The organism is Methyloversatilis sp. RAC08, from assembly GCF_001713355.1.
In the GTDB taxonomy this organism is placed as follows: domain Bacteria; phylum Pseudomonadota; class Gammaproteobacteria; order Burkholderiales; family Rhodocyclaceae; genus Methyloversatilis.
The window spans coordinates 3,788,958-3,811,458 of record NZ_CP016448.1; the positions used below are offsets into that span (position 1 = coordinate 3,788,958).

General features: G+C 64.8%; 22 protein-coding genes and 1 riboswitch. Of the genes, 12 read left to right on the forward strand and 10 right to left on the reverse strand.

Features of this window, described 5'->3' with window-relative positions; all coding sequences use genetic code 11:
• The first annotated feature begins 164 nt into the window (after positions 1-164).
• On the forward strand, positions 165-1,058 hold the full coding sequence (locus BSY238_RS17210; protein ID WP_150123968.1) for a quinoprotein relay system zinc metallohydrolase 2: 894 nt from the start codon (positions 165-167) through the stop codon (positions 1,056-1,058).
• Between the two features lie 67 nt (positions 1,059-1,125).
• A complete protein-coding gene (locus tag BSY238_RS17215; protein WP_069040780.1) occupies positions 1,126-1,950 on the forward strand; it encodes a quinoprotein dehydrogenase-associated SoxYZ-like carrier in 825 nt (274 codons plus the stop codon).
• Positions 1,951-2,000: 50 nt separating this feature from the next.
• Here the strand turns inward: BSY238_RS17215 and BSY238_RS17220 are convergent, their stop codons facing one another.
• Positions 2,001-2,354, reverse strand: coding sequence for a hypothetical protein (locus tag BSY238_RS17220; protein ID WP_069040224.1), 354 nt, complete (start codon positions 2,352-2,354; stop codon positions 2,001-2,003).
• 159 nt (positions 2,355-2,513) lie between these two features.
• On the opposite strand from BSY238_RS17220, the gene BSY238_RS17225 reads away from it, so the two are divergent.
• The 6 genes from BSY238_RS17225 to BSY238_RS17250 all read left to right on the forward strand — a co-directional run bounded on the left by BSY238_RS17225 (position 2,514) and on the right by BSY238_RS17250 (position 12,221).
• On the forward strand, positions 2,514-3,419 hold the full coding sequence (locus BSY238_RS17225) for an MBL fold metallo-hydrolase (protein ID WP_069040781.1): 906 nt from the start codon (positions 2,514-2,516) through the stop codon (positions 3,417-3,419).
• Positions 3,420-3,494: 75 nt separating this feature from the next.
• Positions 3,495-5,183, forward strand: a complete 1,689-nt coding sequence (locus BSY238_RS17230) for an NADH-ubiquinone oxidoreductase-F iron-sulfur binding region domain-containing protein (protein WP_069040225.1) — start codon at positions 3,495-3,497, stop codon at positions 5,181-5,183.
• Positions 5,184-5,199: 16 nt separating this feature from the next.
• Entirely contained in the window at positions 5,200-8,004 is a 2,805-nt protein-coding gene (fdhF, locus tag BSY238_RS17235) for a formate dehydrogenase subunit alpha (protein ID WP_069040226.1), read from the forward strand.
• A 95-nt stretch (positions 8,005-8,099) separates the two neighbouring features.
• A riboswitch (cobalamin riboswitch) is annotated at positions 8,100-8,317 on the forward strand.
• A 141-nt stretch (positions 8,318-8,458) separates the two neighbouring features.
• Complete coding sequence (locus BSY238_RS17240; RefSeq protein WP_069040782.1) at positions 8,459-9,256, forward strand: PEP-CTERM sorting domain-containing protein; 798 nt, start codon at positions 8,459-8,461, stop codon at positions 9,254-9,256.
• A gap of 33 nt (positions 9,257-9,289) precedes the next feature.
• Positions 9,290-10,090: a DUF4465 domain-containing protein gene (locus tag BSY238_RS17245; protein ID WP_069040227.1), complete on the forward strand. Its 801-nt coding sequence runs from the start codon at positions 9,290-9,292 to the stop codon at positions 10,088-10,090.
• 52 nt (positions 10,091-10,142) lie between these two features.
• Positions 10,143-12,221 carry a TonB-dependent receptor gene (locus BSY238_RS17250; protein ID WP_083224090.1) on the forward strand — a complete coding sequence of 693 codons (2,079 nt, stop codon included), beginning with the start codon at positions 10,143-10,145 and terminating at the stop codon, positions 12,219-12,221.
• Between the two features lies 1 nt (position 12,222).
• On the opposite strand, the gene BSY238_RS17255 is transcribed toward BSY238_RS17250, so the two are convergent.
• The 4 genes from BSY238_RS17255 to BSY238_RS17270 all read right to left on the reverse strand — a co-directional run bounded on the left by BSY238_RS17255 (position 12,223) and on the right by BSY238_RS17270 (position 16,782).
• Positions 12,223-13,203, reverse strand: coding sequence for a succinylglutamate desuccinylase/aspartoacylase domain-containing protein (locus BSY238_RS17255; RefSeq protein ID WP_069040229.1), 981 nt, complete (start codon positions 13,201-13,203; stop codon positions 12,223-12,225).
• 16 nt (positions 13,204-13,219) lie between these two features.
• Entirely contained in the window at positions 13,220-14,806 is a 1,587-nt protein-coding gene (locus tag BSY238_RS17260; protein ID WP_069040230.1) for a protein adenylyltransferase SelO, read from the reverse strand.
• A gap of 69 nt (positions 14,807-14,875) precedes the next feature.
• Positions 14,876-15,841: a CobW family GTP-binding protein gene (locus BSY238_RS17265; protein ID WP_069040231.1), complete on the reverse strand. Its 966-nt coding sequence runs from the start codon at positions 15,839-15,841 to the stop codon at positions 14,876-14,878.
• Positions 15,838-16,782 carry a LysR family transcriptional regulator gene (locus BSY238_RS17270; RefSeq protein WP_069040232.1) on the reverse strand — a complete coding sequence of 315 codons (945 nt, stop codon included), beginning with the start codon at positions 16,780-16,782 and terminating at the stop codon, positions 15,838-15,840. Before BSY238_RS17270 ends, BSY238_RS17265 begins: the two co-directional genes overlap by 4 nt.
• A 157-nt stretch (positions 16,783-16,939) precedes the next feature.
• Between BSY238_RS17270 and BSY238_RS17275 the strand changes: the two genes are divergently transcribed.
• Together BSY238_RS17275 and BSY238_RS17280 are read left to right on the forward strand one after the other, a co-directional pair.
• The gene (locus BSY238_RS17275; RefSeq protein WP_069040233.1) at positions 16,940-17,653 is read left to right on the forward strand and encodes a pirin family protein; all 714 of its coding nucleotides are present in this window, start codon (positions 16,940-16,942) and stop codon (positions 17,651-17,653) included.
• Between the two features lie 14 nt (positions 17,654-17,667).
• Positions 17,668-18,237 carry a flavodoxin family protein gene (locus tag BSY238_RS17280; protein ID WP_069040783.1) on the forward strand — a complete coding sequence of 190 codons (570 nt, stop codon included), beginning with the start codon at positions 17,668-17,670 and terminating at the stop codon, positions 18,235-18,237.
• A 48-nt stretch (positions 18,238-18,285) separates the two neighbouring features.
• On the opposite strand, the gene BSY238_RS17285 is transcribed toward BSY238_RS17280, so the two are convergent.
• The 5 genes from BSY238_RS17285 to BSY238_RS17305 form a co-directional block, all read right to left on the reverse strand.
• Positions 18,286-18,660, reverse strand: coding sequence for a hypothetical protein (locus tag BSY238_RS17285; RefSeq protein WP_069040234.1), 375 nt, complete (start codon positions 18,658-18,660; stop codon positions 18,286-18,288).
• A gap of 91 nt (positions 18,661-18,751) precedes the next feature.
• Positions 18,752-19,570: a peptidylprolyl isomerase gene (locus BSY238_RS17290; RefSeq protein WP_069040235.1), complete on the reverse strand. Its 819-nt coding sequence runs from the start codon at positions 19,568-19,570 to the stop codon at positions 18,752-18,754.
• Positions 19,571-19,622: 52 nt separating this feature from the next.
• Positions 19,623-19,895 (reverse strand): BolA family protein, encoded by a 273-nt coding sequence (locus BSY238_RS17295; RefSeq protein WP_069040236.1) that lies wholly within the window; start codon positions 19,893-19,895, stop codon positions 19,623-19,625.
• Positions 19,896-19,903: 8 nt separating this feature from the next.
• Entirely contained in the window at positions 19,904-20,206 is a 303-nt protein-coding gene (locus BSY238_RS17300; RefSeq protein WP_069040237.1) for a YciI family protein, read from the reverse strand.
• 75 nt (positions 20,207-20,281) lie between these two features.
• Positions 20,282-20,890 carry a septation protein A gene (locus tag BSY238_RS17305; protein WP_069040238.1) on the reverse strand — a complete coding sequence of 203 codons (609 nt, stop codon included), beginning with the start codon at positions 20,888-20,890 and terminating at the stop codon, positions 20,282-20,284.
• A 219-nt stretch (positions 20,891-21,109) separates the two neighbouring features.
• Between BSY238_RS17305 and BSY238_RS17310 the strand changes: the two genes are divergently transcribed.
• The gene (locus BSY238_RS17310; protein WP_069040239.1) at positions 21,110-21,388 is read left to right on the forward strand and encodes an HU family DNA-binding protein; all 279 of its coding nucleotides are present in this window, start codon (positions 21,110-21,112) and stop codon (positions 21,386-21,388) included.
• 306 nt (positions 21,389-21,694) lie between these two features.
• Positions 21,695-22,468 (forward strand): peroxide stress protein YaaA, encoded by a 774-nt coding sequence (gene yaaA / locus BSY238_RS17315; protein ID WP_069040240.1) that lies wholly within the window; start codon positions 21,695-21,697, stop codon positions 22,466-22,468.
• The last annotated feature ends 33 nt before the right edge of the window (positions 22,469-22,501 follow it).

A 22,501-nucleotide genomic window follows, 5' to 3' on the forward strand; every position in this document is an offset into this window, starting at 1 on the left:
AGGACGATACAGGGCAGCAGCAAGAAGAACGGAGGGGTGAGGCACTGCATCCTGATTTGTTATTCTGGGCAGCTGATCAACACCGAATGCTAACGATGCACGCTGTTGTGCGCAAACACAGCCTTGGCTGGCTGGCCCCCTGCATCCACAGATTGATCGCCGTGATGCTGACGACGACAGCGATTGGTGCACAGGCGCTGGAGGCGCTTGCGGTGCGGCAGGCGGCGCCCGGTGTTTTCCTGTTCCAGGGCGAGATTGCCGAACAGGACGCACGCAATCTGGGTGCGATATCCAATCTCGGCTTCATTGTCGGCAGCCGCTGTGTGGCGGTCATCGACACCGGCGGTTCGCCAGCGGTCGGTGCGGCCCTGCGCGCCAGCATCCGCAGCAAGACCGACCTGCCGGTGTGTTACGTGATCAACACCCACGTGCATCCGGACCACATCCTGGGCAATCAGGCCTTCATCGACGACAAACCGGTGTTCGTCGGCCATGCCCGGCTGCCGGCTGCGCTGGCGGCGCGCAGCACTCACTATCTGGCGGCGGCCGAACGCCAGATGGGAGAAGCCGGCAAGGGGTTGCAACTGGTGCCGCCCTCACGCACCGTAGCCCTCGAGGACGAACTCGATCTGGGCGGGCGGACGCTGAAGCTGCGTGCCTGGCCAACGGCGCATACCGACAACGATCTCACCGTGCTCGACGAGGCAACCGGCACGCTGTTTGCCGGCGATCTGCTTTTCGTCGGCCATCTGCCGGTGGTGGATGGCAAGATTCTGGGCTGGATAAAGGTCGGCGCGACGCTGTCGGCGATGGACGTGCAGCGCGTTGTGCCGGGTCATGGCGACGCCGGCAACGCGTGGCGCGAAGCTTTTGCGAAGCAGGGGAACTACCTGCAGGGGCTGGTCGATCAAACCCGCAGGGCGCTGAAAGCCGGAAAGACGCTGTCGCAGGCAGTGGGCGAAGTCGAACCGGGGGACGCGACCGACTGGGCTCTCGTCGATCTGTTCCACCGGCGCAACGTGACGTCGGCGTTTGCCGAACTCGAGTGGGAAGAATGATGGATGGCGCATGTCAGCAATACCGTCAGCAGGCGGTCTGCTGCAGAATGACCACGAGGAGAAGACAATGAAACTGAACAATCAATGGACAGCGGCAATGGCGGCTTGCCTGATTCTGCTTGCGCCGGTTGCGCAGGCGGCCGAAGACGGTTCGGATACGCCGATCTGGGGCAAGGTGCGCACGCTGCTGGTCGGCGACCGCCCGGTGATCGAGGACACGACTGGCGCCGTACTGGAGATCGATGCGCCGGTGCGTGCCGAAGACGCGGCGGTAGTGCCGGTCTCCGTGCGCACGAAGCAGTTGCCGGGTGGCGTTTACGTCAGCAAGGTGCATCTGGTGATAGACGAAAACCCGTCACCGATCGGTGGCACGTTCACATTTACACCGCTGGCCGGGCGGGCCGACATCGAAACGCGGGTGCGCATCGAAGCCTACAGCTGGGTTCGCGCCATTGCGGAAACGAGTGACGGGAAGGTCTATGCCGCGCGTCGTTTCGTGAAGGCCTCGGGCGGCTGTTCTGCCCCCGCAGGCAAGGACATGGAAGAGGCGCTGGCACGGCTGGGCAAGATGAAGTTCAAGGTGGAAGAGTCCGCCGTCGGCCAGCCCAGTGTTGCGCAGCTGATGATCAGCCACCCGAACAGCTCCGGGCTGGCCATGGATCAGATGACCCGGCTGTTCGTACCGCCGCATTTCGTGCGCCGCGTCGAGGTCACCTTCGGCGGCGAACCGGTCATGACCGCAGACGTCGATTTCTCGATCAGCGAAAATCCGAACTTCCGGTTTTACGTGCTGCCGGCGAAGGCGGGCGAACTCAAGGCGGTGGTCGTCGATTCCAAGGACCTGCGTTTCGAAAGTTCGGTGGCGATCAAGCCGGGGTTGCGCGGGTCGTGAACAGTGCGGCGCGTGCCGCACTGCCGCACTGCTGCGTTGCACGCGTTTGATTACTTGATGAAGCAGCGCTTCTTCGATTCCGCAACGACGTCCAGATACTTCTTGACTGCGCCTTTTGTTTCGTCGGTGCCGCGGAATACGCCACCGCGTTCGCCGCTCATCGACTGGGTGCGGCTGAAGCTCGACAGTTCGACGTACTCGTCGTGCGTCAGCTTGGTCGCGATTTCGTCGATCAGGCATGAACACTTGTAGATGTACTCGTGGTTGTTGCCGTAAGCCTGCAGGCATTCGAGCGCAAATTCGACCCGCGAACTGGTCGGGTAGTCATTGGCGGCCGCGGCCGGGCCACCCATCAGCAGCGCGCCGACCGCAGCGACTGTCACGTGGAAGCGATGAAATTTCAAACCGGATCTCCTCATTTGTTTTTGATGAACCGCAGGGGCTCGCTGGCTGGCATCGACAAAAAGGCTAGCACATCGACGCAGACCGCCGTTTTGCTGCCCGAGTTGCACAGGATTCTTTCCCGATGGCTGTGTGCCGTCATCGTGATTTTCGCGGTATGTATGTCCAGTGCAGCACCCGCGCTCGCGCAGCGACTGCCTGAACTGCGTCTGACGCCGTTGGCCGATGGTGTCTATGTGCTGCGTCCTACCTCGTCCGAAGTCAGTCCGGACAACGCCGGTTTCGTGACGCACATCGGGGTGCTGGTCGACCCGCGCGGCCTCATCCTGGTCGGAACCGGCACCAGCCAGCGTTTCGCGCAGCATCTGCTCGCCTTCGTCGCACGCGAGCTGGGCAAACCGGTCATCGCGGCGGTCAATCTTTACGGTGGCGGGGACCATGTGCTGGGCAATCGCGCGTTTGTGTCACGGGGTGTGCCGGTTACAGCGCATATTGAAACAGACCGCTTCATTCGGGCCAGTTGCCACAGCTGTGTCGAACGCCTGACGGCTGCACTGGGCGAAAATATGATGTCAGGTACCGAACCCACCCCCGCAAGCGTGACCTTCGAACATTCAGGCCGGCTGACCGGCGTATCCCGTCGGCTGAAATTGCTGCACTACGGGCACACCTTCCAGCCCGGCGCGACCGCGTTGCTGGACGAGGCCAGCGGCACGCTGTTCGCGGGCGAACTGGCGGCGACGCACTACCTGCCCGATCTGTACAACGCGAACGAAATCGGCTGGGTCGCCGCCCTCGATGCGCTGATCGCACTGGACGCGCGGCAGGTGGTGCCGGCGCATGGCGTGCCGGGCGGACGTGAAGTTCTCGAAGCGCCGCGCCGTTATCTGCAGCAACTGGTCGAGCGCGTGGATGCGTTGTACGCCGGCGGCGCGACGCTTGAAGAGGCGCTGGATCAGGTAGACCTTGCGGAATTCCGCGACTGGCACGGCTATGCCCGGTGGCATCGCCGCAACGTGCATTTCGCCTATCTGCACCGGGAAGCCCGCGCCTTCGGCCCGCAGTGAAGTCCAGGCGTGGATCAGGACACGGCCCGGCGCCGCGCCCCACACAACAGAATTGATCGATGAGGATGAGCCTACATGTCGGAACCGTTTTCCATACCGCTTGAGCAGATGCGACGCATGGTCAAGCCCACGCCCAAGGGGCGCGCGCTCGACCCGGTTGCCGTCGAAGAGGTGCAGGCACTGCTCGGTCGCATGCCGCGCCGTCCGGATCTGCTGATCGAATGTCTGCACCTGCTGCAGGACACCTACCGCGCAGTGCATGCGCGCCATCTCGCCGCACTGGCGGCCGAACTGAAGATGGCGCAGGCCGAGGTGTACGAGGTCGCGACCTTCTATCACCACTTCGACGTGCTGCGTGAAGGCGAGGGCGCGCCGGCCGAACTGACCGTACGCGTGTGCGACACGCTGTCCTGCAAGATGGCCGGTGCGGACGATCTGCTGAAAAAGCTGCCGGGCATCCTGGGCACCAAAGTGCGCGTCATACCGGCACCCTGTGTCGGCCGTTGCGAACAGGCGCCGGTCGTCGTGGTCGGCCAGAACGCCTTGGGCGGCGCCACCGATGCAACGGTGAAGGCCGCCGTGAAGGCGAATGAATCGACCCATCCGCTGCCGCGTTACGTCGGCTACAAGGCTTACCTCAAAGCGGGCGGTTACCAGCTGTTCCGCGATCTGGTGGAAGGCCGTCGCGATGTCGAATCGGTCATTCAGGCCATGGAACATTCCGGACTGCGCGGTCTGGGCGGGGCCGGATTCCCGGCCGGCCGCAAGTGGCGCATCGTGCGTGCGGAGGCTGCGCCGCGGCTGATGGCAATCAATATCGACGAGGGCGAACCGGGCACCTTCAAGGACCGCTGGTACCTCGAACGCGATCCGCATCGCTTCCTCGAAGGCATGCTGATCGCCGCGTACTGCGTCGGCATCGGCGAGGTGTACGTCTATCTGCGCGACGAATACGCCCATGTGCGCGACATCCTGCAGAAGGAACTGAAGAAGCTGCTGGCCGATCCGCCCTGTGCGCTGCCGCCGATCCATCTGCGCCGCGGCGCGGGCGCCTACATCTGCGGCGAAGAGTCGGCGATGATCGAATCGATCGAAGGCAAGCGCGGCATGCCGCGTCTGCGCCCGCCGTATGTCGCCCAGGTCGGCCTGTTCGGTCATCCGACGCTGGAACACAATATGGAAACCGTGTTCTGGATCCGCGACATCGTGGAAAAGGGCGCGGAATGGTTCGCCGGCCACGGCCGCAACGGTCGCAAGGGACTGCGTTCGTTCTCGGTGTCGGGCCGCGTGAAGAAGCCGGGCGTGCATCTGGCGCCGGCCGGCATTTCGGTGCGCGAACTGATCGATGAATACTGCGGCGGCATGCTGCCGGGTCACACCCTGTACGGCTATCTTCCGGGCGGCGCATCCGGCGGCATCCTGCCGGCCAGCCTCGGCGACATTCCGCTCGATTTCGACACGCTGCAGCCCTACGGCTGCTTCATCGGATCGGCGGCGGTCATCATCCTGTCCGACCAGGACCGCGCGACCGATGCGGCGCGCAACATGATGCATTTCTTCGAACATGAGTCGTGCGGCCAGTGCACGCCCTGCCGTGTCGGCACGGCCAAGATGAACACGCTGATGGAAGCCCCGGTGTGGGACACCGATCTGGTCGAGGAACTGTCACAGACCATGGTGGACGCGTCGATCTGCGGCCTCGGGCAGGCAGCACCGAATCCGGTGCGCTGCGTCATCAAGTATTTCCCTGACGAAATCAAGTGAAGGGACGGCAACCCAAATGAATGCACCCATTGATGCTTCGGTGATCGCGCAATCGATCGAATTCACGCTGGACGGCCAGTCGATGACGGCCCGTGTCGGCGAAACCATCCTGCAGGCGGCGGCCCGCCAGGGTGTGGACATCCCCCACCTCTGCTACAAGGACGGCTACCGTCCGGACGGGAACTGCCGCGCCTGCGTGGTCGAGATCGACGGCGAACGCGTACTCGCGCCGAGCTGCTGTCGCGCACCGACGCCCGGCATGAACGTCAAGGCCGAATCGGAGCGCGCCGTGAAGGCGCAGAAGATGGTGGTCGAACTGCTGCTGTCGGACATGCCGGAGCAGACCTACAAGCCCGATTCCGAACTGGCCCATTGGGCGGAAAAGCTCGGCGTGACAGGGTCGCGCTTCGAAGGCCGCGAGCAGCCGGCATGCGACCAGTCGCATCCGGCGATGAGTGTGAACCTCGACGCCTGCATCCAGTGCAACCGCTGCGTGCGCGCCTGTCGCGAAGAGCAGGGCAATGACGTGATCGGCTATGCCTTCCGCGGTTCGGCGTCGAAGATCGTGTTCGACCAGGACGACCCGATGGGTGCGTCGACCTGCGTGGCCTGCGGCGAATGCGTGCAGGCCTGCCCGACCGGCGCGCTGATGCCGGCCGGCGGTGTCGGCATGGTGAAGATGGACAAGACCGTCGACTCGGTCTGCCCGTACTGCGGTGTGGGTTGCCAGCTGACGTATCACGTCAAGGACGACCGCGTACTGATGGTGACCGGCCGTGACGGTCCGGCCAACGAAGAGCGCCTGTGCGTGAAGGGCCGCTTCGGCTTCGACTACGCGCGTCATCCGCAACGCCTCACGAAGCCACTGATCCGTCGTGCCGATGCACCGAAGCACAAGAATTTCGTCGTCGATCCGGGCAATCCGCTGTCGGCGTTCCGCGAAGCGAGCTGGGAAGAGGCGATCGAGTACGCAACGAGCCGGCTGCGCAGCATCCGCGACACCAAGGGACCGAATGCGCTGGCCGGTTTCGGTTCGGCCAAGGGCTCGAACGAAGAGGCCTATCTGTTCCAGAAGCTGATCCGCACCGGCTTCGGCACCAACAACGTCGATCACTGCACGCGCCTGTGCCATGCCTCGTCGGTCGCTGCGCTGCTCGAAGCGGTTGGCTCGGGCGCGGTGTCGAATCCGGTGCGCGATGTGCTGCACTCCGACGTGATCTTCCTGATCGGCGCCAATCCGCTGGTCAATCACCCGGTCGGCGCGACCTGGATCAAGAACGCGGTCAAGCAGGGCGCGCGCCTCATCGTGTGCGATCCGCGCCGCAACGACCTGCAGCGCTACGCCACGCATTTCCTGCAGTTCAAGCCGGACACCGACGTGGCCATGCTCAACGCGATGATGCACGTCATCATCGAAGAAGGTCTGGTCGACGAGGCCTTCGTGCGCGACCGCACCTCGGGTTTCGATGCGCTGAAGAAGAACGTGGCCGATTTCAGTCCGGAACGCATGGCCAAGATCTGCGGCATTCCGGCCGAAACGCTGCGCGAGGTGGCGCGCATGTTCGCGACCTCAAAGGCGTCGATGATCCTCTGGGGCATGGGCGTGTCACAGCACGTGCATGGCACCGACAATGCGCGCTGCCTGATTTCGCTGGTCATGATGACCGGCCAGATCGGTCGCCGCGGCACCGGCCTGCATCCGCTGCGCGGCCAGAACAACGTGCAGGGTGCGTCCGACGCCGGCCTCATCCCGATGGTGTTCCCGGACTACCAGGCGGTCGGCAACAAGACCATCCGCGACAAGTTCGAAGAACTGTGGGGCAGCCGTCTCGACGCCAACCCGGGTCTGACCGTGGTTGAAATCATGGATGCCATCCATGCCGGCAAGCTCAATGGCTGCTACATCATGGGTGAAAATCCGGCCATGTCCGACCCGGACGTCGAGCACGCGCGCGATGCGCTGGCGAAGCTCGACTGCCTGGTGGTGCAGGACATCTTCCTGACCGAAACGGCCTACTTCGCCGACGTCGTACTGCCGGCGTCGGCCTTCCCTGAGAAGACCGGCACCTTCACCAATACCGACCGCCAGGTGCAACTGGGTCGTCAGGCGATCAATCCGCCGGGTGACGCGCGGCAGGACCTGTGGATCATCCAGCAGATGGCCAATGGCATGGGGCTGGACTGGCGCTACGATGGCGCGAAGGACGTGTTCAACGAAATGCGCAAGGCGATGCACTCGATCGCCGGCATCACATGGGAACGGCTGGAAGCCGAGCACTCTGTCACCTACCCGTGCGAGAACGAGGGCGATCCGGGCGACGAGGTGGTGTTCATCGAAAGCTTCCCGACCCAGTCGGGCCGCGCCAAGCTGGTGCCGGCCAAGCTGATTTCGGCCAACGAGAAGCCGGACGCCGACTATCCGATGGTGCTGATCACCGGCCGTCAGCTCGAGCACTGGCACACGGGTTCGATGACACGCCGGGCTTCGGTACTCGACAACATCGAGCCGATCGCGACCGTCACGATCAACCCGGCCGACATGGCGAAGCTGAAACTGCGGCCGGGCGAGGTGGTGACGGTCGAATCGCGCCGCGGCAAGATCGCGCTGTACGCGCGCGTCGATGGCAATGTGCCGGTCGGTGCCGTGTTCATCCCGTTCGCGTATTACGAAGCCGCCGCCAACATGTTGACCAATCCGGCGCTGGACCCGTTCGGCAAGATTCCGGAGTTCAAGTACTGTGCGGTGCGCCTGAAGAAGGGCGGGACACCGACCCAACTGACGACCTACGGCGGCGGTCAGGCGAAGATGGTAACTGCCTGATCCGTTGCGCATTCATGAAAAACCGGGGCCGAGTGCCCCGGTTTTTTTTGCCCCTGCACCGGGTATTGTCATTGACGGCAGGTGAGGCGGACGGCTACCCTGCGCGTGCTTCAGGTGCCCTGACCAGCGTTCGCTGCGAGGGGTGAAACGGGAAGTCCGGTGAGTGCCTGCAACCAGGTCGCGATCCCGGCGCTGCCCCCGCAACGGTAAGCGAGTCGTAGCGATTCAATCAGCCACTGTGCGCCACGCATGGGAAGGCGAATCGCACATTTCCCTCGCGAGCCCGGAGACCGGCCTGACGCATTTGACCGATGGCTGCGGTGGGCGGCGGAGGTGCGTATTTCCTTTGCCGGTCGCTTTTCCGCGCAGGTCGTGCGTCGCTTCCCGTTTGCTTCAGATCATCGGATTTCCGCAATTCGCCGGCGGGTGCTGCCGGCGCTGCAAGGAGGTCTGCATGCGTACCATTCTTCTAACATCCCTCATCGGACTGGCGTTTGCCGGTTCCGCCCACGCCGGCCCGTTCGCGCCGGCCGCCGGTCAGCCCGGCTCGACGGCCATCAGCAAGGACAGTCCTGCTTTCGTCCAGTGGGCGACCGGCCATCTCGACTACCTGCCGGGTCCCAATGTCGACGCCACATGGCAGACGCCGGAAAAGGGTCTGGGCGTGGCCCAGGGCGGCGCGACCGACATCGTCGTTCTCGGCGACGGCGGACGCATCACGCTCACCTTTGACGGCTACATCACGAACGGTGCCGGCGCCGATTTCGCGGTGTTCGAAAACGGCTTCATGGACACCTTCCTGGAACTGGCCTTCGTCGAAGTGTCGTCCAACGGGACCGATTTCTTCCGCTTCCCGAACTTCTCCTTCACCGCCAGCCCGGTCGGTGGCTTCGGCCTGATCGATCCGACCAATATCGACGGTCTGGCTGGCAAGTACCGCGCCGGCTTCGGCACCCCCTTTGATCTCGAGGTGCTGAGCGGCGTCGCCGGGCTGGATGTTAACAAGGTGCAGTACGTGCGCCTGATCGACGTCGTCGGCAATGGCTCGACCTTCGACAGCTTCCCGGCCGAATTCGGCGGCCCGCACCCCATCTACGACCCGTACCCGACCACCGGCAGCAGCGGCTTCGACCTCGACGCGGTCGGCGTCATCCACTACGCGGCACTGCCCGCCGTGCCCGAGCCGTCGCAATGGGCGATGTACTGCGCCGCACTGGGCCTGCTCGGTCTGGTCGCCCGCCGTCGCGGCTGAGGCCGCCCCCGCTCACCACGAAAGATCAATGACATGAACAAGACACTCATCACCCTTGCCCTGGCTGCACTGGCAGCCAGCCATGCCGCGCACGCAGCGACCCCTTCGGTTGCCACGTTCGAAGACGCGCCGCTGGCATCCGAAAGCCACTTCTTCCCGCAAGTCACGACCACCTTCACCAGCGGAGCCGCCACCTTCAACCACACCTACTCGGACTTCGGTGGCGGCTGCTGCCATGTCGACTGGGTGTATTCGAACCGCACCGACACGACGACCGGCAACTTCACCAATCAGCACAGCGCGATCACCGGCGGCGGCGTCGACGGATCGGCCCATTACGCGATCGCCAATTTCGGTGCGCCGACGATCAGCTTTGCGTCGGCCGTCAGCGTGCAGGGTGCTTACTTCACCAACACCACGTTCACCGGTCGCACCATGCTCGACGGCGACACCCTGTTCGGCTTTTCGAAGAAGTTCGGCGGCGCCAGCGGCGATGACCCCGACTACCTGAAGCTGACCATCATCGGCAGGGACAGTGGCGGTACGACGACCGGCAGCGTCGACTTCATGCTGGCCGACTACCGGTTCGCCGATAACACGCAGGACTACGTGGTGACCGACTGGCGCTGGGTCGATCTCGCGGCGCTCGGCACGGTCAGCAGTCTGCAGTTCGCGCTGGCGTCGAGCGACAGCGGTGAATTCGGCATCAACACGCCGGCCTATTTCGCGCTCGACAATCTGACCGTCACCGCAGTACCGGAACCGGAACAGGCGGCGCTGCTGCTGGCCGGTCTGGCGTTGGTCGGCGCGATCGCGCGTCGCCGTCGCGGCTGATCGACCCGGAGTCACCCGCACGCCCTCTGCGGTGTGCGGGTGATGCGCATTGATGCATCGCTTCCGCCTTTTGCTGTTGCTTACCGTGTCGCCCGGCCTGGCCCTCGCACAGGCTTCGGCGTCGCGCGTGCACGAGCTCGATGAAGTCGTGATCAGCGCGCCGTCGGCAGCCGACACGCTGCGTGTGGTGCCGCACAGTGTGTCGGTCATCACGACCGAAGACATCGAGCGTTCGCCGTCGCGCAGCGTGGCCGAAGTGCTGGGTCGCGAAGCGAACCTCAACATCCAGAGCTATTTCGGCCGCGACAAGGGCGCCACCGTCGACATGCGCGGCTTCGGGGCCACGGCAGTCAGCAATGTGCTGGTGCTGGTCGATGGCGTCAGGCTGAACGCGTCGGATCTGTCCGGCGCAGACCTGTCGTCGGTTGCGCTTTCCCAGGTCGAACGCATCGAAGTGCTGCGTGGCGGCGGCGCCGTGCGCTACGGTGACGGCGCGGTCGGCGGCATCATCCATGTGCTGACAAGGCGTCCGCGGAGCGGGCCGCTGAAAGGCGAATTCGAGGCGCGCACCGCTTCATACGACACGCAGGAACTGCGCTTCAGCGCGTCCGGCGGCGCGGGGCCCCTGTCCGGCCGCATCGATGTCGGGCGGCTCGACGGCAACGGCTACCGGGACAACGACGAACAGCGCCGACGCGATACCGCGGCCGAACTGCGCATCACGCCTGACGGCGCGTTGTCCTTCATGGACGTGCTGCTGCGCGTGTCGCGTCACACCGACGAATACAAGCTGCCGGGTCCGGTGTCGCGCGAACGCTTCCTGTCCGGCAGTGCTGCGCTGCGTCGTTCGAGCACGGCGTCACCGCTTGACGGCGGCAGTACGGACGACCGCAAGTTCGGCACGCTGTGGCGCTTCGATCTGGGCGATTTCGGTCTGGTCGAATTCCAGACCGACCACCGTACGCGCGACAATCCGTATCTGATCGGCGTCAATCCGGCACAGCCGCTGAGCGATCAGCAATACACGATCGAATCGACGCGGCGCGACGTGCAGTTGCGCTACGACCTCGACTACAGCGCATTCGGCCGCATCCATTCCTTCGGTGCCGGCTTTGTCACGCAATCGTCCGACTATCTGCGGCGCGACGTCGGCCGCACCGTGATCGACCAGTCAAGGCTGCGTACCGGCGACCTCAATGGTCAGGCCTGGTATGCGGAGACGGTGTTCCGCGCGACCGATGCGCTGCGCTTGAACGCCGGCTGGCGCAGCGACGACACGAAAAGCCGCACCGAAGCAGCCACCTACCGGCGCACCTGCCAGTTCCAGAACGTGTTCATTCCGGGACTGGGCTTCATTCCGGTGGAAATTCCGGGCAGTTGCGTCACCGGCTTCGAATCTGACAGCCGCTACGCGTCGAGCACGAAAAGCCATGCTGCGGAGCTGGGGGTGAGCTGGCAGCCGGTGAAGGCGCTGGTCGCCTTTGCCAGCGTGTCGCGCAACTTCCGCACCCCGAACATCGACGAACTGGCGCTGGCGTCGTCCGATCTGCGCGCGCAGCGCGGTCGCACGATAGAAGCCGGTGTGCGTCTGCAGCCTGACGACCGTCTTTCGCTCGGGCTTACGCTGTTCCGCCTGCGCAATCAGGATGAAATCTACTTCGACAGCACCGGCGTGCCGAGCGTGAACCGCAACTACGACCTGCCGACCCAGCGCACCGGCGTCGAGCTGGAAACGCGCTGGCAGCCGTCCGCCGCCTGGCTGTTCGCTGCCAATGCCGGCTACGTGCAGCCGCGTTTCAAGGGCAGCGATGCCGACATTCCGCTGGTGCCGCGCTGGACCGCGAATGCGCGTGCGGAGTGGCTGCAGACGCCTTCGCTGCGCTGGATCGCTGCGGCGCGCCATGCCGGGCGACGCTTCGACGGCAATGACCTCGACAATCGCAGCTTCGCCGAACTGCCGTCCTACACGGTGTTCGATCTTGCGCTGCGCCTCGATCTGGGCGGCGGTGCGCAACTGGCGGCCGGCATCAACAATGTGTTCGACAAGGTGTATTCGACCATCGCCTTTTCGGAAACCTATTACCCGATGCCCGAGCGCAATGGCTACGCCAGCCTGCGCTGGCGCTTTTAGCTCAGTTCCGGTGCAGCGCCCGCGTGCTGCGCTGCGCGAAATAGAACCACTCGTTGCCCGGTGTCGAGGTCGGGTTCGGAAACACGATGTAGCCGTCCTGCGGCGCAATGACCGGCGTGCCATCATGGCGGGTGCCGATCGCGTCGCCGGCGCTGACCGGGTCGAAGCTGCACCAGGCGCGCGCAAATTCATCGTCCGGATGCAAGCGGTCCACCACCTCGGTCAGACGCAGCAGTTCGAAGCTGTCGCGCGCCGCAGGCGCGGGTGCTTCGACCAGCCTCAGGTGGGCCAGCGTGTTGCGGATGGCGCGCCAGGCGAATTCGGGCGCAGCCGGATCGTCGTGCTGGCCGCATTCCAGCGTCACTGCATAGCCGCCCATGCGGCGCATGTATTCGGTGGTGCCGATGCCGTAGTCCGGATCGGTCGACAACAGGTGGGCACGCTCGGTCGGCGCGGTGCGGGCGAGTCGCTTGCGCACGCCGGTCGCGTAGGTGTCGAGCCAGCCCTCGACCAGACGTCGCGCACCGAGGCGCAGCGCCAGCGCCTCTTCGGCGGCCGCGTGCGAAAAGGCCTCTAGCGTGCCGTCGTTGTCCTGCGGCCCCAGCATCGCGAACGGTTCGCCGCCGGTGTGGAAGGAATGCAGGTCGAGCAGCACGTCATGCGCGGCGAGCAGCGGACACAGCACGTTGGCGATGCGGTCTTCGTAGTCCTGCGGCTCGGCAACCGGACGCAGGTTGCGGTTCAGATTGCGGTCGCCGGCGCGCCGCTTCAGCGTCCAGGCGAGCGGATTGGTGATCGGCACGAAGGTGACGGTGCCGCGCACGATGACGAGGTCGCCCCGCGCCAGCTCGTCGAGCACGCGCTCGATGCCGCGCGTGCCGCCGATTTCGTTGCCATGGACCGCGCCGAGCACGATCAAGCGCGGCCCGGCTTCGAGGCCATGGAAGGTGTGTGAGGCGAGACTGTGCGTGGAAGGATTCATCGATGCGGAATGCGGTTCATGAACTGCAGGACAGGGCGGAACAGCCGGGCTTGTTGCGCGCCCATTCGGGGCGGCGGCCGGCCAGATCATCGAATTCGGGTTGTTCGTCGTACGGCCGCTGCATCATCTTCAGCAGCCGCTCGATCATCGTGGTGTCGCCGGCAGTGGCATCGTCGATGGCGCGCTGCGCCAGCCAGTTGCGCACGATGTATTTCGGGTTGGTCGCATTCATGCGCGCGATGCGCGCCGCATCGGCCTCGCCGCCGGCCGTGATGCGCTGCGCCCAGCCCTGCAGCCATCCGAGCACGGCGCGGCCATGGTCGGCGGACGGGCCGTCACCGCTGTAGAAGGCTGCGTTCAACGGCGCCAGTGCCGCCGCATCGCCCGCGAGGGCTTTGGCCACCGGCACCTCGGCCAGTGCGCGGAAAAAGATCGTGAAGTCGCATTCTTCCGCCTGCAGCAGCTGGAACAGTTCGCTGCGCATGGCCTGTTCCGCCTCGTCGGCCGATGCGGGAAGGCCGAGCTTGTCGGCCAGCATCTGCGTCCAGCGTTCGGAAAAGGTCTGTTCGTAGCCCTCAAGTGCGGCATCGACCGCGGCCTGATCGTCGATCAGCGGCGACAGCGCAGCCGCGAGCCGTGACAGGTTCCAGTAGCCGATCTGCGGCTGGCGGCCGTAGCAGTAGCGCCGGCCCTGGGCGTCGGTGGTATTCGGCGTCCACATCATGTCGACGCCTTCGAGCCAGCCGTAGGGGCCGTAGTCGATCGTCAGGCCGAGGATGGACATGTTGTCGGTGTTCATGACGCCATGCACGAAGCCGACGCGCATCCACTCGACCATCAGCACCGCGGTACGGCGGCAGATTTCCGCGAACCACTCCGCCGGCGACGCGATGCCCGGGAAGTGGTGTGTCATCACCCAGTCTGCGAGCTTGCGCTGCAGGTCGAGCTCCTCGTGCGACGCGAGGATTTCGAAGTGGCCGAAGCGCACGAAGCTTGGGGCGACGCGGCACACGATGGCGCCAGGTTCGTATTCGGGGTGTCCGTCGTAGAACATGTCGCGCACCACCCGGTCGCCGGTCGCGACCAGGCTGAGCGCGCGCGTGGTCGGAATGTCGAGGTGGAACATGGCTTCGCTGCACAGGAATTCGCGCACCGACGAACGCAGCACGGCGCGGCCATCGGCACGCCGCGAGTAGGGTGTCGGGCCGGCGCCCTTGAGCTGCAGTTCCTGGCGTTGCCCTGCCGTATCGATCATTTCGCCCAGCGTGATGGCGCGGCCGTCGCCGAGCTGGCCAGCCCAGTTGCCGAACTGGTGTCCGCCGTAACGCGCCGCGTAGGGCTGCATGCCGGGCAGGATGCGATTGCCGGCCAGCGCCTCGACCGCCGCGTCGACGCGCCCCGGGCGGCGCAGTCCGAGCTGGTCGCCCAGCACGTCCGACCAGGCCAGCAGTTCGGGCGCGGCGACCGGCGTCGGCGAGGTCAGCGTGTAGGACGCATCGATGACCGGGCGCGAGCGCATGTCGGCGGAAGGATCAGCGGGCAGGCTGCGCACGAACAGATTGTCGAACTCGATTTCATCGAGCCGTCGGGCGGCAATGGACATGGTTGATGGACTCGGGCGAGGCAGGGCGGACGCAAGACCTCATTGTGAGCGATGTAAGTGGCTGCAGGTTCAATCGTGCCCGAGCAACGCCACATATTCGCGCAGCGCGCAGGCAGAGATGCCGCGTGTGATGAACACGATGGTCGAACCGCGGTCCGCATCCGGCCAGTCGGCCAGCGGCGTGGGCGGATGCAGCGTGTGCTGCACGCCGTGCAACGCCAGCGGCCCGGTGCGCCCCTCGACGTCGAGCAGCGCCTTCATGCGCAGCAGGCCCGGACCGGCGATGTCCGGCCAGCCGGCGAGCCAGGCGTCGAGCCGGGACGTGCGGATCGGCTGATCGATGGCAAAGCTGTCTGCGCGAATGGCGTGCGGTGCGTCCGTTGTCACGGGTCGAAAGCGTAACGGCCGGGCCGGTGGGACGTCGAGCAGCGCCATCAGTTCGGCGCTGTCGGACACGCGTTGAAGATCGATCTGCGGCGCAAAGGGATTGATGCGCTCGAGCTGTGCACACAGCGCACCGAGCGCGTCGGCATCGGCCAGATCGGACTTGCTGATCAGCAGGCGGTCGGCGGCGGCGATCTGGCGTACGGCTTCATCCTGTGTCGCCAGCGTGCCGGCAGCATGCAGCGCGTCCACCACCGTCAGCGTGCAGCGCAGGCGGTAGCGCGCGGCAATGCGGTTGTCCTGCGTCAGGGTGCGCAGGATGGGCGCCGGGTCGGCGAGACCGGTCGTTTCGATGACGATGCGTTCGAACTGCCGGCGACCTGCGCGCGCGAAGCGCCAGTGCGCGTCGCGCAGCGTCTGCGCCAGATCGCCGCGCAGGCTGCAGCAGACGCATCCGCCGGGCAATTCGACCACGGGTTGCTCCGCCGAGTGGGTCACCAGCAGATGGTCGAGCGAGGCATCGCCATACTCGTTGATGACGACCAGCGTATCGGACATGCCGGGTGAGGCGAGCAGGCGGTTCAGCAGCGTGGTCTTTCCGCTGCCCAGAAATCCGGTCAGCAGGATGATCGGAAGCGGGCTGTCGTTCATGCAGGCACACCTTCGAGCAGTGCGGTGCGGGTACGCGGACTCGCCAGCTGCTGCAGCCACCAGTCGAGCGCGCGACCGCGCGGGCCGCTGCGCCAGGCGATCGAAAAACCGCAGACCTTCGCGTCACCGGTGTCCTTCGCCAGCAGACGTCCGGCTGCGATGTGCCCGCGTACGCGGCTTTCCGGCAGAAAGCCGCAGCCCAGGCCGCGCAGCTGCGCGTCGATCTTCATGTCGAGCGTCGGCACGGTGAGTACATCCTGGCCGGGTTGCAGGTTGCGCGATACCGGCGACAGCTTCAGCGCGCTGTCGGCCACTGCAACGGCACGATGGGCGCGAATCAACGCAGGTGTCAGCACCGACTCGATGCGTGCAAGCGGATGCTGCGGTGCCACTGCGAACACGAACCGGATATCGCCCAGCGGCTCGATCTGCACGCCACTGACCCGGCTGTCGTCGGCATCGACGCCGATCGCCAGATCGGCCGCGCCGGTCAGCAGGGCCTCCCAGGTGCCGGACAGCACTTCCTGGCGCAGCCGGATGCGCGTGGGTGGCGGCAGGCGGGCGGTGTCGCGCTGGCTGTAGAAGGCGTCGACCAGATCGAGCAGCGTGTGCGGACACAGCAGTGCGTTGGCAGCGATCGCGAGCTGACCTTCCCAGCCACTGGCGACCCGCTTCACCCGGCTGGCGACCGCATCCATCTCGATCAGCAGGCGACGCCCCTCCGACAGCAGTTCGCGACCGGCCGGCGTCAGGACCGCGCTGCGGCTGGCGCGGTCGAACAGCAGCACGTCGAGCGCGTCTTCCAGCTGGCGCACGCTGTAGCTGAGCGCCGACGGCACCTTGCCGAGCACGCGTGCGGCGGCGGCAAAGCTGCCGGCTTCATCGATGGTGGCGATCAGGCGGATCGCTTCCGGTGTCAGCGGGTGGTCGTGGTCGCTCATCGGGTGTCCAGGTGTGAAGTGGGCAGGTGGCAGGCTGTGCGATCGCGCCTGTCTTTAGGTCAAATTATTTGAACGATGATATCAGCGCAATGCGGACACGCCAGGGTCAAGGGTCAGCAGAATTCAGTCATCGACATATGAATCAAGGAGATGAGCCATGATCAGTCTGCGCAAATCTTCAGAACGCGGCTGCGACGACCACGGCTGGGGGCACTCGTATTTCAGCTTTTCGTTCGCCGATTACCACGACCCGGAGCACATGGGTTTCGGCGTGCTGCGCGCGCTGATGGAAGACACGATCGCGCCTGGCGGCGGCTTCGGCACCCACCCGCATCGCGACATGGAAATCGTCACCGTCGTGCTGGCCGGCGAACTGACTCACCGCGACTCGATGGGGCATGCCGGCGTCCTCCGCGCGGGCGACGTGCAGCGCATGAGCGCCGGCCACGGCGTGCTGCACAGCGAATGGAACCACGGTCGCGACGATACCGTGCGCATGCTGCAGATATGGCTGCTGCCGGAAGCGCGCGGCATCGCGCCAGGTTACGCGCAGGCCCACTTTCCGGCGGCGGCCCAACGCGGGCGGTTGCAGACGCTGGTCCATCCGCCGGCACGCGATGGCGCACTGGGCATCCATTGCGATGTGGCGCTGCTCGCCATCCGGCTCGACGCCGGTGACGCGCCGGTCAGCTACCCGCTTGACCATGGCCGCAAGGCCTATGTGCATCTGGTGGATGGCGCGCTGACCGTCAACGGGCAGCGGCTGCTGGGCGGCGACGCCGTGAAACTGGACGACGAAAAGGACGTGATTTTCGAACACGGGCAGGGCGCACATGCGCTGCTGTTCGACCTTGGCAACCCCGCATCTTGATGAAGGAGTCCGACATGACACAGGTAGCGATCGTTTACCACAGTGGCTATGGCCACACCCGCCGCATGGCCCAGGCCGTCGCCGACGGTGCCGCACAGGCCGCCGAGGTGCATGCTATCGAAGTCGATGCGCAAGGCAATGTGCCGGACGCAGCCTGGGACAAGCTGGCCTCCGCCGATGCCATCGTGTTCGGCAGCCCGACTTACATGGGCACCGTATCCTGGCAGTTCAAGAAATTCGCCGACGCGAGTTCCAAGCCCTGGTTCGGTCAGAAGTGGAAGGACAAGCTGGCAGCCGGCTTCACCAATTCCGCCTCGATGAATGGCGACAAGCATTCGACACTGCATTACCTGGTGACGCTGGCGATGCAGCACAGCATGCTGTGGGTCGGCACCGGCCTGATGCCGAGCAACAGCAAGGCGGCCACGCGCAACGACATCAATTACGTGGCGTCCTTCGCCGGCGCGATGGCGTCTACGCCGTCCGATGCGTCGGTAGAGGAAATGCTCGAAGGGGATCTGCAGACTGCACGGCTGTTCGGCCAGCGGGTGGCGGAGCAGGCGGCGCGGCTGGCTGCCCGCTGAGGAGCGGGGCAGAGGGTGGCGGGTGTCACCCACCACCCGTCGTTTCGCTCAGTACAGTTCCGGAAAACGTTCCAGCCAGCCCCAGGCGATGAACAGCACGATGGACACGACACCGGTCCACGTACCGGTGACGAAGCAGCAGGCAGCCGGGATGACCAGACCGGCTGCATCGTCGAAGAAGTGCCCGAAGGTGAAGAAGAACGCCGTGAACACCAGCCACTTCAGGATGAAGCCCGGCAGGTAGCGGCGCATCGACCGGTTGTGGCGGTAGCTCTGCACGCGCTCCAGCCAGCTGCCACGCGTGCAGTCACGGAAGTACAGGAAGGGCCAGACGAACCGCCACCAGACGCGCCAGAACGGCTCGGCAGGCGCGTTCAGCAACTCACCCGGCTCGACGCCGGATTCGGGTGCATCGCGAGACATTTCGCGTCCTCCTTCTTCATCTCATCCGTCCGCTTTAACGGCTCGATGACACGCAGGTTGAGGTAAGCGCACCCGGAACCGGACGCAGGACTTATTTGACCGAAGCCTTCTGGCGAAGTTCGTTAACGTGCGCTGCGATGGTCTGCTGTTCGAGGCGCTGGGCGATCTGCGCCTTGGCTTCTTCGAACGGCGGCACCTTCAGGTCGCGCACGTCTTCCAGCTTGATCACGTGGTAGCCGAAGTCGGTGCGGATCGGCTGCGGTGTGAACTTGCCCTTCTCGAGCTTGACCAGCGCATCGGAGAACGGCTTCACGTATTGGGCCGGCGCGCTCCAGCCGAGGTCTCCACCGCGGTCCTTGGAGCCCGGATCTTCCGAGTCCTTGGCCAGATCTTCGAACTTTTCGCCGACCTGCAGCTTGCCGATGATTTCCTTCGCCTTGTCCTCGGTCTTCACCAGGATGTGGCGCGCCTTGTATTCCTTGTCGCCCAGACCGGCCTTCACCTTGTCGTACTCGGCCTTGACGGTCGCTTCGCTGACCGGATTGGCGCGCACGTACTCCTGCAGGTAAGCCTGGATCAACACGGCCTGGCGGGCCAGATCCGCCTGATGCATCAGGGCGGCGTTCTTGTCCAGCCCCTTGGTCGCCGCGGCCTGCGTCAGCACTTCGCGGCGGATCAGCTCTTCGCGCACGGCGTTGCGCAGCTGCTCGCCGTCCTGCTGTCCCTGGGCGATCTGATTGCGCACCATGATGTCGGCGCGGCCCTGCGGGATGGTCTTGCCATTGACCGTGGCGAGCACGCCCTCGGCCGAAGCGGCAGCCGGCTTTTCCTTCGCCTTCTGCTGCGCCATCGCCGGTGCGGCGAAGGCAGTCATGACGGCGAGGGACAGAATCGAGAACGTGTGTTTCATCGGGTTACCTTTCTGGGTAAATGCCTGGTACTGCTGTTGGACAGGTCGTCGATCAAACCGGGTCCGCGTCGCCGGGGGCGCGCGCCGTGATCGACAGGGCGTGGATGTCGTGCTGCATCAGGTCGCCCAGTGCAGCGTAGATGAGGCGGTGGCGTTCCATCAGCCGTCGCCCCGTGAAGCGGGCGGATTCGATGGACAGCCGGTAGTGCCGTCCGCCGGATCGCGCACCGGCGTGTCCGGCGTGCAGATGTGATTCGTCGACCAGTTCGAGCGCCGCCGGTTCAAGTGCTGCGAGCCGCTCGCGAATGGCGGATTCGACTGTCATGGCTTGAGTCACGGCGGAAATACCTTGCGGAAGGGCTTGATCGTGATGCGCTCGAACACGCCCTGAACCGTGTAGGGGTCTTCGTCGGCCCATTCGCGCGCATCGTCGAGCGAATCGAACTCGGCGACAATCAGGCTGCCGCTGAAACCGGCTTCGCCCGGGTCGACCGCGTCGATCGCCGGCATCGGACCGGCCAGCAGCAGGCGTCCTTCGTCCTGCAGCAACTGCAGGCGATGCAGGTGATCAGGCCGCGCAGCGAGCCGCTTCGGCAGGCTGCCCGGCGCGTCTTCACCCATCAGAACATAAAACATCGTCACCTCTGTGATCTCGGCAATGTTGCGGACAGGATAAGGCGGGGCTGGATCAGACACGTCGAGTCTGCCGGATCAGGAGTTCTTCTCGTCAACGTGACGCGACAGCATCGCCCCCTGCGCAAGCACGAACAGGAACATGAGACCCATGCCACCGTAAAGCTTGAAATCCACCCAGGTTTCCTCGCTGAAACTGAAGGCAACGTAAAGATTCAGCACGCCCATGGCCGCGAAGAAGCCGATCCATGACAGATTGAGCCGCGTCCACACGGCTTCGGGCAGTTCGATCTGGGCCTGCATCAGGCTGCGGATCAGGTTGCGTTTCAGGAACAGCGCGGCACCGGCCAGCGTGCCTGCGAACAACCAGTACAACACGGTCGGTTTCCATTTGATGAAGGTCGCGTCGTGGAACAGCAGCGTCGCGCCGCCGAACACGACGATGATGCCCAGGCTGACCCACAGCATGATTTCCACCTTGCGCCCGCGTGCCATCAGCCACAGGACCTGCCCTATCGTCGCGATGATCGCGACGGCGGTGGCGATCAGTATCGGGCCCTGGGTGACGGCGATGCCGTCGCCCAGGGCCTGGGTGACCAGCGAATGGGACGCCTCGGGCGACGCGTTGGCGAATTTGTAGGCTGCAAAGAACAGCAGGACCGGCAGCAGATCGAACAGAAATTTCATGGTCGCGAATTATGCCCCTCGGGCACCTGGGTGTCCAACCGGATCGGCATGTAGATGCCAAATCGGGCATGGAACTGGCTTGGCGGAGAAAAAGTGGCTACAGGGCGCGCAAATTCATGAAGAAAGTCTGCAAAGCCGCTTGTGGAGCGCGCTGCGCCTCACTATCATCCCTGCAGGTTTTCCCGCGCGCATTTGCGCATAACGAAGAAGGAGACTTAGATGAACAAAGCAGAACTGATCGAAGCACTCGCCAAGAAAGCTGACGTTTCCAAAGCCGCAGCAGGTCGTCTGCTCGACGGTTTTCTCGAATCTGTCACGACCGAACTGAAGAAGGGTGGAAAAGTGACCCTGGTCGGCTTCGGTACCTTTGCCACCGGCAAGCGTGCTGCCCGTACCGGCCGCAATCCGCGCACCGGCGCCACGATCAAGATTCCTGCTGCCAAGACTGCGAAATTCACCGCGGGCGCTGCGCTGAAGAAGTCGATCAACAAGAAGTAACCGGTTTCCTTTCCCGGGGCCGCGGCGAATCCGCAGCCCCGGATGAACTGTCCGGCATGACCCAGGAAGTGCATGCTTGCCCGGCCGGAACAACGGAGGTGTCCGCACTGCGGCACCTCCGTTTTCATTGGGCGCCGCACGTGGGGCGGCTCGCCGCAGACGGGCTGCTGCGTGCGCTCCGCAGTCCGGCGACACTCGCTGAACATGCTTCTCCATTCGCCTTGTCCAGGTCTGCGACCGGCAAGCAGCGCACGGGTTCGATGGCGCACGCTACCATCGGGGGTCAATCCTGTTCGCGTCACTTCCATGATCATTGTCCTGTCTCCCGCCAAGTCGCTCGACTACGAATCACCCTTGCCCGCTGCCAGCGCGACGCGGCCCGATTTTCTGGATCGCTCGGCCATGCTGGTGGATATCCTGAAGCTCAAAAGTCCGGCCGCCATCGCATCGCTGATGAGCATTTCCGATCCGCTGGCTGCGCTGAACGCCGCACGCTACGCTGACTGGACGCCTGACTACGACGCTCCGCGCGGTCGTCCGGCCGCGCTGGCGTTCAACGGCGACGTGTACGACGGACTCGACGCCCGTTCGCTCGACCGTGCCGGACTCGACTGGCTGCAGCAGCATGTGCGCATCCTGTCCGGGCTTTACGGGGTGCTGCGACCGCTCGACCTGATGCTGCCCTACCGGCTGGAAATGAGTACCCGGCTGGTCAATCCGTCGGGCAGGGATCTGTACGCGTTCTGGGGCGATCTGCCCGCGCAGGCGCTGAACGCCCTGCTGGAGAACGATTCGCGGCCGGTGCTGGTCAACCTCGCCAGCGACGAATACTTCAAGGCCGTCAGGCGCAAGACGCTGAAGGCGGAAGTGATCCAGCCGGTGTTCCAGGACTGGAAGGGTGAAACCTACAAGGTGATCAGCTTTTTCGCCAAGCGCGCGCGCGGCCTGATGGCGCGCTACGCAGCCGACCATCGCATCGAGGACGTCGATGCCCTGAAGGACTTTGCCGTTGACGGCTACGCCTTCGACGGCAGCGCGTCGTCGGACACGCAGTGGATATTCAGAAGACGCCTCGCCTGAGGCCAGAAAAGACGCAGCACCCATCACGAGGAG

Coding starts and splice junctions, on each gene's coding strand:
- BSY238_RS17310 (WP_069040239.1), top strand. CDS start 21,110: ATGAACAAAGCAGAACTGATCGAAGCACTCGCCAAGAAAGCTGACGTT.
- BSY238_RS17270 (WP_069040232.1), bottom strand. CDS start 16,782: ATGAGCGACCACGACCACCCGCTGACACCGGAAGCGATCCGCCTGATC.
- BSY238_RS17265 (WP_069040231.1), bottom strand. CDS start 15,841: ATGAACGACAGCCCGCTTCCGATCATCCTGCTGACCGGATTTCTGGGC.
- fdhF (WP_069040226.1), top strand. CDS start 5,200: ATGAATGCACCCATTGATGCTTCGGTGATCGCGCAATCGATCGAATTC.
- BSY238_RS17225 (WP_069040781.1), top strand. CDS start 2,514: ATGTCCAGTGCAGCACCCGCGCTCGCGCAGCGACTGCCTGAACTGCGT.
- BSY238_RS17275 (WP_069040233.1), top strand. CDS start 16,940: ATGATCAGTCTGCGCAAATCTTCAGAACGCGGCTGCGACGACCACGGC.
- BSY238_RS17300 (WP_069040237.1), bottom strand. CDS start 20,206: ATGTTTTATGTTCTGATGGGTGAAGACGCGCCGGGCAGCCTGCCGAAG.
- BSY238_RS17290 (WP_069040235.1), bottom strand. CDS start 19,570: ATGAAACACACGTTCTCGATTCTGTCCCTCGCCGTCATGACTGCCTTC.
- BSY238_RS17250 (WP_083224090.1), top strand. CDS start 10,143: ATGCATCGCTTCCGCCTTTTGCTGTTGCTTACCGTGTCGCCCGGCCTG.
- BSY238_RS17295 (WP_069040236.1), bottom strand. CDS start 19,895: ATGACAGTCGAATCCGCCATTCGCGAGCGGCTCGCAGCACTTGAACCG.
- BSY238_RS17215 (WP_069040780.1), top strand. CDS start 1,126: ATGAAACTGAACAATCAATGGACAGCGGCAATGGCGGCTTGCCTGATT.
- BSY238_RS17280 (WP_069040783.1), top strand. CDS start 17,668: ATGACACAGGTAGCGATCGTTTACCACAGTGGCTATGGCCACACCCGC.
- BSY238_RS17245 (WP_069040227.1), top strand. CDS start 9,290: ATGAACAAGACACTCATCACCCTTGCCCTGGCTGCACTGGCAGCCAGC.
- yaaA (WP_069040240.1), top strand. CDS start 21,695: ATGATCATTGTCCTGTCTCCCGCCAAGTCGCTCGACTACGAATCACCC.
- BSY238_RS17285 (WP_069040234.1), bottom strand. CDS start 18,660: ATGTCTCGCGATGCACCCGAATCCGGCGTCGAGCCGGGTGAGTTGCTG.
- BSY238_RS17260 (WP_069040230.1), bottom strand. CDS start 14,806: ATGTCCATTGCCGCCCGACGGCTCGATGAAATCGAGTTCGACAATCTG.
- BSY238_RS17230 (WP_069040225.1), top strand. CDS start 3,495: ATGTCGGAACCGTTTTCCATACCGCTTGAGCAGATGCGACGCATGGTC.
- BSY238_RS17255 (WP_069040229.1), bottom strand. CDS start 13,203: ATGAATCCTTCCACGCACAGTCTCGCCTCACACACCTTCCATGGCCTC.
- BSY238_RS17210 (WP_150123968.1), top strand. CDS start 165: ATGCTGACGACGACAGCGATTGGTGCACAGGCGCTGGAGGCGCTTGCG.
- BSY238_RS17240 (WP_069040782.1), top strand. CDS start 8,459: ATGCGTACCATTCTTCTAACATCCCTCATCGGACTGGCGTTTGCCGGT.
- BSY238_RS17305 (WP_069040238.1), bottom strand. CDS start 20,890: ATGAAATTTCTGTTCGATCTGCTGCCGGTCCTGCTGTTCTTTGCAGCC.